Raw genomic sequence first — 14,125 nt, 5'->3', positions numbered from 1 at the left:
TGCCCGCCCGACCGGGGGTGGGGGCAGCCCCCGCTACCGGAAGTAGCCGGGGCTGCCCGGACGGTCCGGGGGCGCTCCGGGGGCGGCCGGGCGGGCAGCGGATCGGCGGGGGCGGGCAGCGGGGTGGCCACGGGCGGGCATCCGGCCGGGATGAAAATACCCGCGGCCGACCGGCCCGACCTGCTTGGATGAGCCATGACCACCGAACTCCCCGCCGGTTACGAGATATCCGCCGACCCCGCCCGCATCGACCCGGCCCTCGTCTACCAATGGCTCTCCGAGGACGCGTACTGGGCTGTCGGCCGCTCCCGCGAGAAGCAGGACCGGGCCATCTCCCACTCCCTCAACTTCGGCGTCTACGACCAGGCCTCCGGCCACCAGGTCGGCTACGCCCGGGTGGTGACCGACTTCGCCGACTTCGCCTGGCTGTGCGACGTCTACATCGCCCCGCAAGCCCGCGGCAAGGGCCTGGGCACGGCCCTCGTCACCGCCGTCCGCGACCACCTCGCCCCCTACCGCCTCCGCCGCATCCTCCTGGCCACCGCCGACGCCCACGGCGTCTACGCCAAGATCGGCTTCACCCCCCTGTCCGCCCCCGAACGCTGGATGACCTTCGGCGCGCAGTGAATCCTCAGGCCGAGGCGCTGCCGGACCGTGGGCGCAGCGCGAGCCATTCCTGGAGCTCGATCAGGTTGCCCTCCGGGTCCTCCAGGTACGCGACGCGGATCCGGTCGCCCATCGGGCCGGGCGCGCGGGTGAACTCCGCCCCGCGCGAGGTGAGCTCCGCGTGGGCGGCGTCCAGGTCGTCCACCCGGAGCACCACCAGGGAGCGGTATCCCGCCGGTTCCGCCCCCAGCCTCCCCACCACACCCGCCATCTGCGACCGGTCCTGCAGCGCGATGGCGGCGTGTCCGGTGTCGGGGCTGAGCTTCGCGTACGGGCCGCTCTCGGCCTCGAACTGGGGCTTGAGCCCCAGCACGTCCCGGTAGAAGCGGTAGACGGCGGGGAAGTCGGACACCAACAGGCGTATCTGGGTGAGTTCCATGCCGTCCTTTGTAGCCGGAACCGAGTTCGATGACCGAGTACGACACCCCAAGTGCCGCGGATTCAGGGACGGTTGACTGGGTCCATCGCCAGTGGCTGGGCTACATGCGCACAGGTTCGGCTGGGACCCGCGGCCGGGAGGAGGCCCCGTACGTGTACCTGCGCGTGGCCCCGCGGACCGTACGTGCCTGGCGGGGCGAGCCGGAGCTGAGCGGCAGGGTCGTGATGCGCGACGGGGTGTGGCTGGGGTGGCCCGGGCCCCGTTCGCGAGGGGCGGGCTAGAAGGCGCGGGCCCACTGGTGGGGGGTGAGGTCGTCGAGGAGTCTGCGGAGCCACGGGGTGCGCGCGGCCGGCAGGCGGACGAGGGTCTGGTGGAAGGCGTCGGCGTCGGGGTGGAACAGGTAGCGCGGGCGCGGGACGGGCGTTTCGTCGCGGAGGACGCCCGCGGGCAGTCCGCCCGAGGCGGGGACGGGCAGGGGGTCGGGCTCGGGCAGGACCAGGGCCAGCCAGATTCCCAGGGGCAGCGGCACCAGGGGTGCGGCGCCTGCCGGACGCCCCGGTGGGCTCCAGGGCTCCCCGGTCTGCGGGTGGGTGGGCACGATGAGGATGTCCGTGCCCGGGGTGGCCCCCGTGTGCACGGGTCCGAGGAGACCCTGCAGGCCGGGTGCGTCCGGGCCGGCCAGGACCGCCCGGCGGGCCGGTGGGTCGAGCGGGTCTGAGGGGTCCGGCAGGTCCGGCAGGTCCGAGGGGTCCGACGGGTCCGGTAGCCCCCGCTGGACCGGTCGGTCCGGTAGGCCTGGGGCCGGAGAGGCCGGACGGGCCGGAGAGGCCGAGCGGGCCGGAGAGGCCGGTGGCAGAAGGGTGTTGAGGGTGCGTTGGAAGACCTCTGCGGCCAGGCCCTCCGGGACGGTGACCGGGTGGCCCTCCGAGGCGGCGAGGAGATGGGCGAGGGCCCGGCCGACCGCCGCCACCCATCGGGGGCTCCAGGACCACCAGGGGTCGGGCTGCGGGGCGAACCCCCAGCGGCCGACCGGCTCGAACGGAGGCGTGGCCCTGCTCTCCGCCATCAGTTCCGGCCAGGACAGGGGCGGGATCTCCGCGCCCGTGACGGGGACGCGGCGCACCGCGGCCGGGGCGAGCCAGACCGCCTGCCAGAGCGAGCAGTCGTCGATCCGGGTCGCGACGGGCATCCCGCACCCTTCGCAGGCCATGTTGGGTCCGTCGCCGCGGCCGAGGCCGCAGCAGTAGCCGCCGCCCCGCTCGTCGAGGGCCAGCACGGTGTTGCGGGCGTCACCGGGTGCGATGACCACCGCGCCGGGCGCACCGTACGACAGGCCGAGGACCGGGGCGAAGACCCCGCGGGCGGCTGCCTCGTCCGGTTCGATCTCCTCCCACCTGCGCCAGGGCGGACCCGAGGGCTCCGGGTCCACGGCGAAGGTGCCCGGTTCCATGAGCACCGGCAACTGGAGCCCGTTGCCGTACTGCTGGTGGGCGTGGACCGGCAGGGCGACCTGGCTCAGCGGGGCGGTCAGCTCGGCTCCGCACCCCGCGCACACGAAAACGTACAAGCATCCTCCGTCTGGGAAACGAAGGCATCGTCGCATCCGGGCCGGGGCGGACCAACGCGTTTTCCGTCAGGGCGGCAGCGCGCCCGGTGTCGGGCACGCTCCCGTCGCCTTGACGGACAGGCTGAACGAAGCGGGGGCCGAGGGGATCCGCTTGGACACGGCCCCGCCGCCGCACGGGACGGTGAACTGCGGCAGACCGCCGCCCCTCGCCCCGCCCTTCTGCAGCGTCACATGCCGCCCGCGGCCGGCGCGTCGGGCAGTTCGTAGGTGAAGGTGTACGCCACCGACTCCGGGCTGTGCGGGGAGAAGAAGCGGCCGCTGCCGCGCAGGCCCGTGAGCTCGCCGGTGCCGGAGCCGGGTACGACCTCGAAGGTGCAGTGGGTGCCCTCCGCGTCGAAGGTGCCCTGTTCGGCCAGGACGAAGGTGCCCGTGCGGCCGTCGAGACTGCCGGTGAGGAGCTCCAGGCCGGTGAAGGTGCCCTCGGTTTCGCCCACGTACGCGATCGTGTAGCGGCAGTGGGTGTCGGCCGCCTCGATACCGCCGGAGAAGGTGTTCCGGACCGAGGCCTCCGCCAGCCGGGGCACGGCCTCGGCCGCGGTGAGCGGCTGCTCCGTCCAGTCCGCGAAGCGGAACCGGCCGGTGGTGGTGATCGCGGTCACGGTCGCGGTCGCGGTCGTCCTCGGGGTCGTGGTCGTGGTCGTCTGCGCGCTGCTCATGGGTGTCCTCCGAGTGTTCGGTTCGGGATGCGGAACCCACCCTCGGACGCATACCTGACACCTTCTGTCATATACATGAGGGCATGCGTGCCGACCGACTCCTCACCCTCCTCCTGCTGCTCCAGAACCGCGGCCGCCTGACCGCCCGCGAGCTGGCGGCCGAGCTGGAGGTGTCCGTACGCACGGTGCACCGGGACGTGGAGGCGCTGGGCGCGGCGGGGGTGCCGGTGTGCGCCGACCGCGGGCCGGCGGGCGGGTACCGGCTGCTGGACGGCTACCGCACCCGGCTGACCGGCCTGACGGGTACGGAGGCGGACTCCCTGCTGTTCGCCGGGGCGCCCGGGCCGGCGGCGGACCTCGGGCTCGGCGCGGATCTCGCCACGGCGCGGCTGAAGCTGGAGGCGGCGCTGCCGGCGGCTCTGGCGGGCCGGGTCCGCCGGGTCCAGGACCGGTTCCACCTCGATGCCCCGGCCTGGTTCCGGGAGGCCGACCCGGTCCCGCACCTGGCCGCGATCGCGCAGGCGGTGTGGGACCAGCGGAGGGTCCGGGCGGACTACCGGCGGTGGCGCGGGGAGGTGCGCCGCGCGCTGCACCCCCTGGGGCTGGTGCTCAAGGGCGGCGCCTGGTACCTGGTGGCGCGGGCCGAGGACACCGGCGAAGCCAAGGACACCGAGGACACCGAGGACACCGACGGGACCGGAAAGGCCAAGGCGGCCGACGGGGCCGCCGGTCCCCGCTCGTACCGGGTCTCCCGCTTCCGGACGGTCGAGGTGCTCGACCAGACCTTCGAGCGGCCGCCGGGCTTCGACCTCGCCGCGTACTGGCAGGAGTCCACCCGGCGCATGGAGGCGGCCTGCCTGCACCAGACGGCACGGCTGCGGCTGTCCCCGCGCGCGGCCCGGCTGCTGCCCATGCAGTTCGGCGCGGCGGGCGCCCGGGCGCTGGCCGGGGCGGGCGAAGCGGACGCCGAGGGCTGGGTGCAGGCGGAACTGGAGGTGGAGCACGACCCGGTCGCGGTGGGCGACCTCCTCCGCCTGGGCCCGGAGGCCGAAGTCCTGCACCCGCCGCACCTGCGCACGGCCGTCGCCGAAGCGGCCGCGGCGACGGCGGCGCGCTATGCGCCGGCCCCTTCCTGAACGGGTCCGCCCTCCCACGTCGGCGCCGCAAGGCCAGCGCCGCGAGGTCCGCCCCGGCGGGCGGGCCCGCTCGGCAAGGGCCGGCGTGAAGGGTCCGCCGGGTGCCCCTGACCGGACGGTTTTCCGTCACCTGGGCGGGGCAGGGCCCCGATCCGGCCGCCCCGGCCCCCGGGTGAGGACGGTGGCGCGAACGGGCCCGGGGGTTTCGGACAGTTTCGCGGGGCCGCCTTGTGGCTGCGGTGCGCGCCGGGCAGGGTGTGGCCGCTCGCCGGGCCCGGCGGTCAGCGCCGGACCGGCCCTCGCGTGACCACCGTCCTGCTCCTCCGCAGAAAGGGATGTTCCGCATGCGCAAGAGCCGTATCGCCATGGCCGTTTCGGGTGCCGTGTTCGCCGTGACCTCCGCCCTGGTGCCGGCCACCGCCCACGCCGCGGCGGCAGCCTCCGCCGTACCCGCCCCGAGTGCGGCGGCGCTCGCCCGGGCCGCAGCCGACTGCGCTCGCGGGAACGTGTGCTTCTGGACCGAATTCAACTTCACGGGCCAGATGTGTTCCTGGTCCGATGCCGACCCGGACTGGCTGGGCGGCAGCGTCCGCTGTTCCTGGGCCGGGACGACGAACGTGAAGTCCGCCTTCAACAACGGCACGTCGAGCGCCACCGGCGTCGCGTACTACCTGAGCACGAACTACAACAACCGCATCGGCTGCGAGCGCCAGCAGCACGGCGCCAACCTGGCCGGCACGTACAAGGTCCGCTCCCACCGCTGGATCTCCGGCTCCTGCGGCTGACGGCCGCGCCCGCTCCCGGTCGTCCGTGCGCCGGTGCTCCCCACCGGCCGCCACGGGCGAGGGTCGGACGGGAACCGGCCGGGGTCGGCGGCCGCCGGCCCGGGCCGGAACGGCGGTCTCCCCTTCGCCCGGCCGCCTGTGGTGGACTGAGCCGACACAGTTCCGTACGCGGCGATGGGGAGAATGCGGTGCCTCTTGAGGGCGAGTACGACCCGAGTCCGGCGCAGTGGGTGCGCGAGCAGGTCGAGCTGTACGAGAGTTCGGGTGGCACGCGGGGCACGACGCTCCGCGACACCGGGCTGCCGGTCGTCATCGTCACGATGCGCGGGGCGAAGAGCGGCAGGCTCCGCAAGATCCCGCTGATGCGCGTGGAGCACGAGGGGCGGTACGCGGCGGTGGCCTCGAAGGGCGGCTTCCCGAGCCACCCGGTCTGGTACTTCAATCTGAAGTCCGACCCGCGGGTGAACCTCCAGGACGGCCCCGAGACCCGGGGCATGACGGCCCGTGAGCTCGCCGGGGAGGAGCGGGAGCAGTGGTGGCGGCGCGCGGTCGACGCGTTCCCGCCGTACGCGGAGTACCAGGAGAAGACCGACCGCGTGATCCCGGTCTTCGTCCTCGAACCGGAACGCTCCTGAGCACGTCCCCCCAGCCGCCCGGCGAGGCGTCGGGCAGCTGGGGGGACGGGGCCGCGGGGCCGGGCCCTGCGGGCTAAGGGACCTGCAGTGCGGCCAGGCGCTGGGCGAAGGGCGTGACCGTGAAGCCGTCCGTCGGGTCCACGGAGGTGATGGCTCCGGTCAGCGAGCGCGGGGCGATCGCGGCGGAGGTGTCCACGTCCGGAGCTGCGGGGTCCGCCGTACTCCGCCCGGCCGAGGGGGCCATGAAGCGGGCGAGTTCGGCGCCGGCGCGGGTGATGCGCCGGTCCAGGCCCTCGTCGCCCCAGTCCTCCGAAGCCGCGTACACGGCGGTGGGCAGGGCCAGGGCGCGGAGGTAGGTGAACAGCGGGCGCAGGGCGTGTTCGGTGACCAGGGAGTGCCGGGCCGTGCCGCCGGTGGCGCCGAGGAGCACCGGCTTGCCGGTGAGGGCGTCCTTGTCGATGAGGTCGAAGAACGACTTGAACAGGCCGCTGTACGAGGCCGCGAACACGGGGGTCACGGCGATCAGGCCGTCCGCGGCGGCCACCGCGTCGAGCGCGGCGGCCAGCCGGGCGGGCGGGAAGCCGGTGACGAAGTGCTGGGCGATCTCCGTCGCCAGGTCGCGGAGTTCGATCACTTCCGGTTCGGCGTCCACGTGCCCGAGGGTCGCGGCCGCGAGGCGGTCGGCGAGCAGCCGGGTGGAGGAGGGGGAGCTCAGCCCCGCCGATACGACGACGAGTTTCACGCCTTCATCTCCTTCATCTCCTCGGGCATCTCCTTCTGGGTGGTCTCCCGGGCATTCGTGGTCTCCCGGGCCGCGGCCACGCGGGCCGCGTGGGTCGGGGCGTCCGGTACACCGGCCGGGCGGAGGTTCGCGAACTCCTTGCGCAGGACGGGGACGACCTCCTCGCCGAGCAGGTCGAGCTGTTCGAGGACGGTCTTCAGCGGCAGGCCCGCGTGGTCCATCAGGAACAGCTGGCGCTGGTAGTCGCCGACGTAGTCCCGGAAGGACAGGGTCCGCTCGATCACCTGCTGCGGGGAACCGACGGTCAGCGGGGTCTGGGAGGTGAACTCCTCCAGCGAGGGGCCGTGGCCGTACACCGGCGCGTTGTCGAAGTACGGGCGGAACTCGCGGACCGCGTCCTGGGAGTTGCGGCGCATGAACACCTGGCCGCCGAGCCCGACGACGGCCTGTTCGGGGGTGCCGTGGCCGTAGTGGGCGTAGCGCTGCCGGTAGAGGTTCACCATCTGCCGGGTGTGGGAGGCCGGCCAGAAGATGTTGTTGTGGAAGAAGCCGTCGCCGTAGTACGCGGCCTGCTCGGCGATCTCGGGCGAGCGGATGGAGCCGTGCCAGACGAAGGGCGCGACGCCGTCCAGGGGGCGGGGGGTGGAGGTGAAGGACTGGAGCGGGGTGCGGAACTTGCCCTTCCAGGTGACCACGTCCTCGTCCCAGAGGCGGCGCAGCAGGGCGTAGTTCTCGATGGCGAGGTCGATGCCGTCGCGGATGTCCTTGCCGAACCAGGGGTAGACGGGGCCGGTGTTGCCGCGGCCCATCATCAGGTCGACGCGGCCGTCCGCGACGTGCTGGAGCATCGCGAAGTCCTCGGCGATCTTCACCGGGTCGTTCGTGGTGATGAGGGTCGTCGACGTGGAGAGGATCAGGTTCTCGGTGCGGGCGGCGATGTAGCCGAGCATCGTCGTCGGCGAGGAGGGGACGAACGGCGGATTGTGGTGCTCACCGGTGGCGAAGACGTCGAGGCCGACCTCCTCGGCCTTCTGCGCGATGGCGAGCATGGCCTTGATCCGCTCGTGCTCGCTGGGCGCGCGTCCGGTCGTCGGATCGACCGTGACGTCACCGACGGTGAAGATCCCGAACTGCATGGCTCCCCTTCCCAAGGTTGTTTACGATTCAACTATACCCCGGAACGGGTGCACCGGACGAGGTATTCCCGGTCCTTCGCAGGGCCTTCCCACCGGCCTCCCGGCGGCTGCGGCCCTGCGGCGGCGGGACCGGCTACAGCCAGCCGCGGCGCTGGGCCTGGAGGGCCAGCTGGAAGCGGGTGGCGGCGCTTAGCCTGGCCATGAGGAGCTCCACCCGCCGGAACAGGGTGCGGCGGCTGATGCCCAGCTCCCGGGCGATGGCCTCGTCGCAGACCCCGCCCGCGAGCAGGGCCAGCAGGCGCCGGTCGGCGGCCGAGGGCGGCCGGCCCGCTCCCGCCCGGTCGTGCCCGGACCGCACGAGGGACGGCCGGGAGCCGTGCAGGGGCAGCGCCGCCTGCCAGGTCTGCTCGAAGAGGGCCGTGAGCGCCGAGAACAGCCCGCAGGGCTGGACGACCAGGAGCGTGTGGTGGTCGTCCACCTCGTGGATCGACAGGGAGACCAGGGCGCAGGCCTCGTCGATGATGATCAGTTTCACGGGGACCGCGGACACCACCCTGGCCTGCTCCCCCGCGGCGATGCACGGCTCGATGCTGCGGGCCAGGTTGCCGGGGTGCTCCAGGGAATCGCGGGAGTACACCACCCGCTGGGTCACCCCGCGGGCCAGGGTTGCGAGGGACTCGTCGGTGGCCGTGGGGATGGGGAAGTACGGCGGGGAGTCGAGCTGGCGGATCTGCTCGCAGGCGCTGGCCCAGGCCTGGCGCAGCCGCGGTCCGATGTCCTCGCCGGTGACGACCTCGACCGGGCCGTGCCCGCGGCCCCCCGCGGACACCCCCGGCCGCCGGCGGCGGAAGGCCTCGAAGGCCCCGGTGACGGTGATCCGGGAGGCGTCGAGCTCGGCCTCGCGGCGGCGGCCGAGGAGCTGGAGCCCGGCGGCGGGCGGCAGCGGGGCCACCGCCTCGCCGCCGTCGGCCGGAGTGCTGACGAGGCCCGCCCCGGCGAGTTCGGCGTACGCGGCGGACAGCTCGGGGCCGGTCAGGCCGGTGGCCGCGCCGAGATCGGGCAGGCGGGCGGGGCCCGCCTCCAGCAGGGAGCGGTAGAGGAGGGCGGCCGTCCGCCCGAGGCCCAGCTGCCGGAGGGCGTCCCCGAGGGCCTCGCCCCCCTCGCTCCCCCCGGCCCCGCCGATCTCCGCCGTCGCCATGGGCGGCAAGGTACCAACGCGGTACGCCCGGCGCACCACCCCTGCCGGAGCCCGGGCGGGGGCCGGGGGGGGCGGGGGTGGTGCGGCCGGGCGTTCGGCCGTCAGCAGCCGGGCGTTCGGCCGTCAGTAGTCGATCGTGTTGTGGTGCAGGCAGGACAGCGGGCCCGCCCCCACGTCGTACCCGTCCGCCGCCCGCTGGCTCCAGAACTGGGCGAACGTACCGGAGACATGGCCGAGGAAGGTGTTCCACAGCGGTCCGGCCGGGTCCTCCGTGCAGGCGTCACCCGGCTCGTTCGAGGCGTCGTAGAGGTCGATCATGGCGCCGAGGGCGCGGCCCTCGACGGTGTCCCCGTTGTCCCAGTTGGCCGTGCCCCAGGTCGGCCCCTCCAGGTCCTGCGTACGGCCGCCGGGCCAGCGGAAGGTGGGATCGCCCAGCGCGGCGACGCCGAACCAGGTCGCGAAGCCCTCGGTCCACGCGCAGCCGGCCGAGCTGGTCTTCGTGATGTAGTGCGGGCTGCAGTTGGGGGAGGACGGGAAGGCGTCCTCGTACACGTCGTCCATCATCGCGTGGCCGAACTCGTGCAGGACGAGCACCGGCGCGTCGGGGTCTTCCGCGGCCAGGTGCACGGCGTTGCCCTGGGTGGAGTAGTACGTGCCGTCGGTGGAGTCGGGGGCCCAGTTGACCAGGCCGCGGCGGCAGGTGGTGTCCCGGGCGTCCCAGCAGGAGCCGGGCTTCCAGTTCCAGCCGGTGTTGACCGCGTCGAAGGCCTCGACCCCGCGCATCAGGGCGGCGTCGGCGGGCCGGAAGGCGCCGAAGTCGGCCGAGGTGCCGGTGGGGACGTTGGCGCGGGTCGCGGTGGCGAAACGATACGGCTGGCGGGACTTGCCGTTGCGTATCACCCAGTTCTGGTTCTCGGTGGCGAACTGGACGTACACGTCCTGGCCGCCGCCCTCCTCGTCGGTGTTGTCGAAGCACAGCCGGAAACCGCCGTCCGCGCCGGTGACCCCGCTCGCGAGCAGGTCGTCGGAGCCGCGCGCGTCGTCGTCGTACACCGCCACGCGTGCGTTGCCCGAGACCCGGGTGACCCCGGTGTGGTCCACGTAGTTCCACGTGCCGGTGGCGCAGGCGGTGCCGGCCGCGGCCGGGAACTGCTGCTGCGTGCGGGCCCTTTCGGCGGGCCGGTGGGCGAGCCCCGGCCGGAGGCGGCTCGCGCCGGGCGCGGCGGGCGCCGCCGCGCCGACGGCGGGCACCGGGATCCCGGCCACCGAGCGCCGAACCCCGACCGTCAGGAAGACGGAACCGCTGCCGGTGTCCGCGGCGTCGGCGGTGGAGGTTGCGGTGGCCCGGATGCCGGCCGGTCCCGGTGCCACCGCGCGGACGGTCCCGCTGAGCCGCCACGGGCGGCCCTGTCCCGTCCGGCCGGTGCCCTCGGCGCGGTGCACGCGGCCCCCGTGGGCCGGGACGAGGGAGCTGCGCGTGGCGGTGCGGAGCCCGGCGGGTGCGGTCGCCCACTCCAGCCCCGCGGGCAGCTGTACGTCGAGCCGCACGCCCGTGTCGCGGCCGGCGGTGCCGACCTCGATGTCGAGCCGGGCCGTACCGCCGAGCGCGGGCGCCCCGGACAGGTGGAGGGACACGGAAAGGCAGTGGGCCCGTTCGTCGGTGCGGTCCTGCGGGGGTGCGGACGGCCGGCAGGCGGCGGGGGCGGACGGGGCGGCGAGCGCAGCGGGGACGGCGGCCGGGGCCGGGGCCGCCGGGAGCACGCGTGCCTGCGCCCCGGCGGGTGCGGCCGCGAGTGCGAGCAGCAGCCCGCACACGGCGGCGCCCACCGCGTGGCGGTGATGCGTACGACTCAGGTGCATGGGGGGTCCTCTCGAGTCGGGGGAACTCGGTGCGGATGCGGGTTCTACCGGATCCCGCGCCCCCGTGGTGGCGGATCCGTGCCATCGGCTCGGATCGGCACACCCGCCAAGTCACAAGCAGGCCAACCTCGTCGGGACCGTGCTCGGACGTGCCGCAGGTCCGGGCGCGGCCCCTGCGCGGGGCGCGGCCGGACCGGCGGTTGCGGCGCCTCTCGCACCGGCGCCGGGCAGGGTCAGGAGTACACGTTCCAGTCGAGCGTGCCGCTCCAGGTGAGCTTGATCTCGCTGAGGTCGGCGGCCGCGGCGAGGCAGAAGACCGTACCCGCGCGGAAGTTGCTGCCGATCAGGTGGCGCCGGCCGTCGCTCAGCTCCACGCCCTGGCCTCCGACGCTGCGGTCCCCGCACTTGTACCACTTGACCGAGATGGGCAGGTCGAAGTCCGGGATCCGGAGGTAGACGTTCGAGCCGTTGGCGGTGATCGTGCGGCCGGTCTCGTAGTACGTGTACGAGCCGCCGACGCGGCCGGACACGTTCGTGGTCGTGGCGTGGGCGGGGCCGGTGGCCAGCACGGTCGCACCGGCCAGGGCGGCACCGGTGACGAGGAGCTTGCGGGCGGTTGCGCCGACTTTTCTTGTCACGGCAGGGGTGTCCTTCTCGGAAGGGGAGACGGGAGACGGGCGGCGGTCAGCAGTTGTCCCGGGTGGTGATGCGGAGCTTGTCGAGGGTGCCGATGCTCCGGAGGTCGTTGCGGATCTGACCGGCCTTGAGGCAGAGCGTGCGGCCGTTGGTGAAGTGCAGGATCGCGCCGCCGCGGTCGCGGGAGTTGTTCGCGATCTGCGCCCCCTTGCTCTCGGTCAGGTTCACCCAGCTCGACGTGACGGCCTCGTGGACGCCGGTCCGCACGTCACCGCCTTCCTTGTAGAAGCACACCGCGCCGACCGGACACCCCAGGCCGTCGGCCTGGGCGGCGGGGGCGGCGGCCAGTCCGGCGGCCGCGATCGCGGCGGTGCCGAGCAGGACGGAGAGCTTGGTCCTCAGAGTGGACTTCACGGGAAACCCTTCGCTGGATCGGGAGGGGAGGAACGGCCCCCGGCCGGGCCGGGGGCCGGCCCGGAAAGGGGTCCGGGCCGGCGCTTCCGGAGGCTGGGCTCCGTTCGCAGCAGAAGCATCGCCGCCGGTCCGCGGGCCCCGGAAGGCATGCCGGGTGAGAGCAAGTGGTCCTGAATGCTTGGTGTCATCCGGCCCGGACCGGCCCGGCCGGAACCTGTCTGGTGACGCGCCGCCCGCCGCTGGCATGATCGGCGCTCCGGCACCGTGCGGCCTGACCAGCCGCGCGCCTTCAGGGGGAGGGCCCAGGAATGGGTTCGGGATCGGTACGTCGTCGGCCTGCGCGGATACTGCGGCCGCACGTGCTCGGCTACAACGGCTTCCGCATGGAGCTCAGTGCGCCACGGCGGCGGCTGGAACTGCCGACGGGGTTCGTCACGCTCGTCTTCACGTTCAGCGAAGGGCTGTGGGTGTCCCGTGCGGACTCCCCGCGCCCGGTCTCGCTCGGCATGGTGAGCGGGCCGCACACCGGCCCGGCCGTCGGCGTGCACACGGGCGTGCTGTACGGGCTGGAGGTGAACATGACCCCGCTCGGCGCGTACCGCCTGTTCGGGATCCCCATGTGGCATTTCGAGGGGACCCACCTCGACCTGGTGGACGTCCTCGGGCGGCGCGGTGCCCAGCTCTGCGAGCAGCTGCACGGCCAGTGCTGCTGGGAGGCGCGGTTCGACCTGCTGGACCGGGAGTTCGCGGCCCGGCTGCCCGAGGGGCCGCAGGTGGCGCCGGAGGTCGGCTGGGCCCTGTCCCGGCTCTGGCGGGACGCGGGGTCACTGGCCGCGGTCACCGCGGGGACGGGCTGGAGCGCGCGGAACCTGCGGGCCCGGTTCCGCGAGCAGGTCGGGCTCTCGCCGAAGGGGATGGCCCGGATCTTCCGGCTCCAGAAGGCCCTGCGGCTGCTGACCGCGGGCACGGCGCCCGCGCAGGTGGCCGCGGTGTGCGGCTACCACGACCAGGCGCACTTCAGCCGGGACATGAAGGCCATGACCGGCCTGCCCCCTTCCCGCCTGCTCCGCCTCCGCGGCGGCCTCCCCCCGGGCTCCGTCCTCGACCGCGCCCCGGGCCGCATCACGAGCGTCCTCCTCCCGTCCTGACCCCGGGTATCCGCGGCCGGTGCCGCCGGGCCGGCCGGCCCTCGCCTGCGACTCGTCGGACCGGCCCCTGCGGGGGGTGGGTCAGGTGTTGGGGCAGATGATGAAGAGGGGGTGGGTGGTGCGGGTGGGGTGGGGGCCGGAAGTGGTGAGGGACTTGCGGATGTCGTGGAGGTGGTCCGGGGTGAGTTCCAGTGGGGGTTCGTCGGGCTGGTGGGTGGTGCGGATGGGGTAGTCCACGCCCGGCTCGGTCGTCATCTCGATGTGGCAGCCGAGCACGTGGGTGACGGTGCGGCCGGCGGTGAAGTCGATCAGGCGGTCGATGGTCCGGGTGAAGGCCGCCCAGTCGTCCACGTACAGCCGGCCGGGGTAGACCGTGTCCCCGGTCAGCAGGAAGCCGCTCCACGGGTCGTGGTAGGTGACCGCCGCCTCGTGGTGGCCGGGGGTGGCCAGGCATTCCAGGACGCGGCCGCCGAGGTCGATGCGGGCCACCGCGTCGGGGTCCGCGCCGAAGCCGAAGTACGCCCAGGCGGTGGCCCGGTCGGCGCCGACCACGGTGGTGTCCGGGCGGCCGGCGAACTGGCCGTCGCCCGCGACGTGGTCCCCGTGCGGGTGCGTGTGGAGCACCAGCAGCCCGTACGAGGGGCGGGGGTGGCGGGCGAGCCAGTCCTCGACGAGCCCGTCGACCACGCGGCGCAGCGGGAAGAACGCGGCGGACTCGGTGGCACCGGTGTCGATCAGCACCGCCCGTTCGTTCCCGAACAGCAGGAACAGGAACGGGGCCTCGTAGTTGATCGCCATGTTCTGCCGCAGGATCAGCGTGTGCTCGTCGTACGCGTGGACCTGGATGTCCGGATCCGTGTTGTGCTTGGCGGACGGCGAGCCGTGGATCCAGCGGACGCCCAGGGCCCGCCGCGGGAGGGTGCCGTCGAAGTCGATCGGGGACGTGCCTGCGTGCACGAGGTCTCCTCGCGTGCGTCGTCTTGGCAGGCCGGGTACGGCGCACATCTCGTCCGGGGCCGGCCCCTGCGGGCCGCCACGGGGAAGCTACCACGCCCTCCCCGGCCGTCCCCGGGGAACCCGGCACGCGCGGGAGGCCGGCACGCGCGG

15 protein-coding genes and 1 riboswitch are annotated in these 14,125 nt (G+C 74.1%); of the genes, 5 read left to right on the top strand and 10 right to left on the bottom strand.

Annotated features, from left to right (window positions below; translation table 11 throughout):
• Positions 1 to 195 precede the first annotated feature (195 nt).
• Complete coding sequence (locus ACZ407_RS20705; RefSeq protein WP_468130209.1) at positions 196 to 627, top strand: GNAT family N-acetyltransferase; 432 nt, start codon at positions 196 to 198, stop codon at positions 625 to 627.
• A 4-nt stretch (positions 628 to 631) separates the two neighbouring features.
• Here the strand turns inward: ACZ407_RS20705 and ACZ407_RS20700 are convergent, their stop codons facing one another.
• The 3 genes from ACZ407_RS20700 to ACZ407_RS20690 form a co-directional block, all read right to left on the bottom strand.
• A complete protein-coding gene (locus tag ACZ407_RS20700; RefSeq protein ID WP_468130207.1) occupies positions 632 to 1,045 on the bottom strand; it encodes a VOC family protein in 414 nt (137 codons plus the stop codon).
• 277 nt (positions 1,046 to 1,322) lie between these two features.
• Positions 1,323 to 2,612, bottom strand: coding sequence for a hypothetical protein (locus tag ACZ407_RS20695; RefSeq protein ID WP_468130205.1), 1,290 nt, complete (start codon positions 2,610 to 2,612; stop codon positions 1,323 to 1,325).
• Positions 2,613 to 2,839: 227 nt separating this feature from the next.
• The gene (locus tag ACZ407_RS20690; RefSeq protein ID WP_468130203.1) at positions 2,840 to 3,328 is read right to left on the bottom strand and encodes a DUF3224 domain-containing protein; all 489 of its coding nucleotides are present in this window, start codon (positions 3,326 to 3,328) and stop codon (positions 2,840 to 2,842) included.
• Positions 3,329 to 3,411: 83 nt separating this feature from the next.
• On the opposite strand from ACZ407_RS20690, the gene ACZ407_RS20685 reads away from it, so the two are divergent.
• The 3 genes from ACZ407_RS20685 (at position 3,412) to ACZ407_RS20675 (ending at position 5,884) form a co-directional block, all read left to right on the top strand.
• Positions 3,412 to 4,464: a helix-turn-helix transcriptional regulator gene (locus ACZ407_RS20685; protein WP_468130201.1), complete on the top strand. Its 1,053-nt coding sequence runs from the start codon at positions 3,412 to 3,414 to the stop codon at positions 4,462 to 4,464.
• Positions 4,465 to 4,808: 344 nt separating this feature from the next.
• A complete protein-coding gene (locus ACZ407_RS20680; RefSeq protein WP_468130199.1) occupies positions 4,809 to 5,249 on the top strand; it encodes a peptidase inhibitor family I36 protein in 441 nt (146 codons plus the stop codon).
• Positions 5,250 to 5,437: 188 nt separating this feature from the next.
• Positions 5,438 to 5,884, top strand: a complete 447-nt coding sequence (locus tag ACZ407_RS20675) for a nitroreductase family deazaflavin-dependent oxidoreductase (protein WP_468130197.1) — start codon at positions 5,438 to 5,440, stop codon at positions 5,882 to 5,884.
• Between the two features lie 73 nt (positions 5,885 to 5,957).
• Here the strand turns inward: ACZ407_RS20675 and ACZ407_RS20670 are convergent, their stop codons facing one another.
• From ACZ407_RS20670 to ACZ407_RS20645, 6 genes are all read right to left on the bottom strand, one after another.
• Positions 5,958 to 6,626 (bottom strand): CE1759 family FMN reductase, encoded by a 669-nt coding sequence (locus tag ACZ407_RS20670; protein ID WP_468130195.1) that lies wholly within the window; start codon positions 6,624 to 6,626, stop codon positions 5,958 to 5,960.
• Positions 6,623 to 7,762 carry an LLM class flavin-dependent oxidoreductase gene (locus ACZ407_RS20665; RefSeq protein ID WP_468130193.1) on the bottom strand — a complete coding sequence of 380 codons (1,140 nt, stop codon included), beginning with the start codon at positions 7,760 to 7,762 and terminating at the stop codon, positions 6,623 to 6,625. Before ACZ407_RS20665 ends, ACZ407_RS20670 begins: the two co-directional genes overlap by 4 nt.
• Positions 7,763 to 7,895: 133 nt before the next feature.
• Entirely contained in the window at positions 7,896 to 8,960 is a 1,065-nt protein-coding gene (locus ACZ407_RS20660) for a LuxR family transcriptional regulator (RefSeq protein ID WP_468130191.1), read from the bottom strand.
• Between the two features lie 123 nt (positions 8,961 to 9,083).
• On the bottom strand, positions 9,084 to 10,820 hold the full coding sequence (locus ACZ407_RS20655; RefSeq protein WP_468130189.1) for a transthyretin-like family protein: 1,737 nt from the start codon (positions 10,818 to 10,820) through the stop codon (positions 9,084 to 9,086).
• A 233-nt stretch (positions 10,821 to 11,053) separates the two neighbouring features.
• Entirely contained in the window at positions 11,054 to 11,458 is a 405-nt protein-coding gene (locus ACZ407_RS20650) for a hypothetical protein (RefSeq protein WP_468130187.1), read from the bottom strand.
• Between the two features lie 46 nt (positions 11,459 to 11,504).
• Positions 11,505 to 11,870: a hypothetical protein gene (locus ACZ407_RS20645; protein ID WP_468130185.1), complete on the bottom strand. Its 366-nt coding sequence runs from the start codon at positions 11,868 to 11,870 to the stop codon at positions 11,505 to 11,507.
• 308 nt (positions 11,871 to 12,178) lie between these two features.
• On the opposite strand from ACZ407_RS20645, the gene ACZ407_RS20640 reads away from it, so the two are divergent.
• Complete coding sequence (locus tag ACZ407_RS20640; protein ID WP_468130184.1) at positions 12,179 to 13,018, top strand: helix-turn-helix domain-containing protein; 840 nt, start codon at positions 12,179 to 12,181, stop codon at positions 13,016 to 13,018.
• Positions 13,019 to 13,099: 81 nt separating this feature from the next.
• Here the strand turns inward: ACZ407_RS20640 and ACZ407_RS20635 are convergent, their stop codons facing one another.
• Positions 13,100 to 13,975, bottom strand: coding sequence for an MBL fold metallo-hydrolase (locus tag ACZ407_RS20635; RefSeq protein WP_468130182.1), 876 nt, complete (start codon positions 13,973 to 13,975; stop codon positions 13,100 to 13,102).
• A gap of 12 nt (positions 13,976 to 13,987) precedes the next feature.
• Positions 13,988 to 14,055, bottom strand: a riboswitch (guanidine-III (ykkC-III) riboswitch).
• Positions 14,056 to 14,125 lie beyond the last annotated feature (70 nt).

Source organism: Streptomyces sp. NPDC030809 (assembly GCF_055572195.1).
This window is presented reverse-complemented; position numbering and strand designations above follow the sequence as displayed.

What these genes read in the sequence shown, in the direction of transcription:
- ACZ407_RS20690 (WP_468130203.1), bottom strand. Translation starts at nt 3,328, where the DNA reads ATGAGCAGCGCGCAGACGACCACGACCACGACCCCGAGGACGACCGCG.
- ACZ407_RS20680 (WP_468130199.1), top strand. Translation starts at nt 4,809, where the DNA reads ATGCGCAAGAGCCGTATCGCCATGGCCGTTTCGGGTGCCGTGTTCGCC.
- ACZ407_RS20685 (WP_468130201.1), top strand. Translation starts at nt 3,412, where the DNA reads ATGCGTGCCGACCGACTCCTCACCCTCCTCCTGCTGCTCCAGAACCGC.
- ACZ407_RS20655 (WP_468130189.1), bottom strand. Translation starts at nt 10,820, where the DNA reads ATGCACCTGAGTCGTACGCATCACCGCCACGCGGTGGGCGCCGCCGTG.
- ACZ407_RS20665 (WP_468130193.1), bottom strand. Translation starts at nt 7,762, where the DNA reads ATGCAGTTCGGGATCTTCACCGTCGGTGACGTCACGGTCGATCCGACG.
- ACZ407_RS20660 (WP_468130191.1), bottom strand. Translation starts at nt 8,960, where the DNA reads ATGGCGACGGCGGAGATCGGCGGGGCCGGGGGGAGCGAGGGGGGCGAG.
- ACZ407_RS20700 (WP_468130207.1), bottom strand. Translation starts at nt 1,045, where the DNA reads ATGGAACTCACCCAGATACGCCTGTTGGTGTCCGACTTCCCCGCCGTC.
- ACZ407_RS20705 (WP_468130209.1), top strand. Translation starts at nt 196, where the DNA reads ATGACCACCGAACTCCCCGCCGGTTACGAGATATCCGCCGACCCCGCC.
- ACZ407_RS20640 (WP_468130184.1), top strand. Translation starts at nt 12,179, where the DNA reads ATGGGTTCGGGATCGGTACGTCGTCGGCCTGCGCGGATACTGCGGCCG.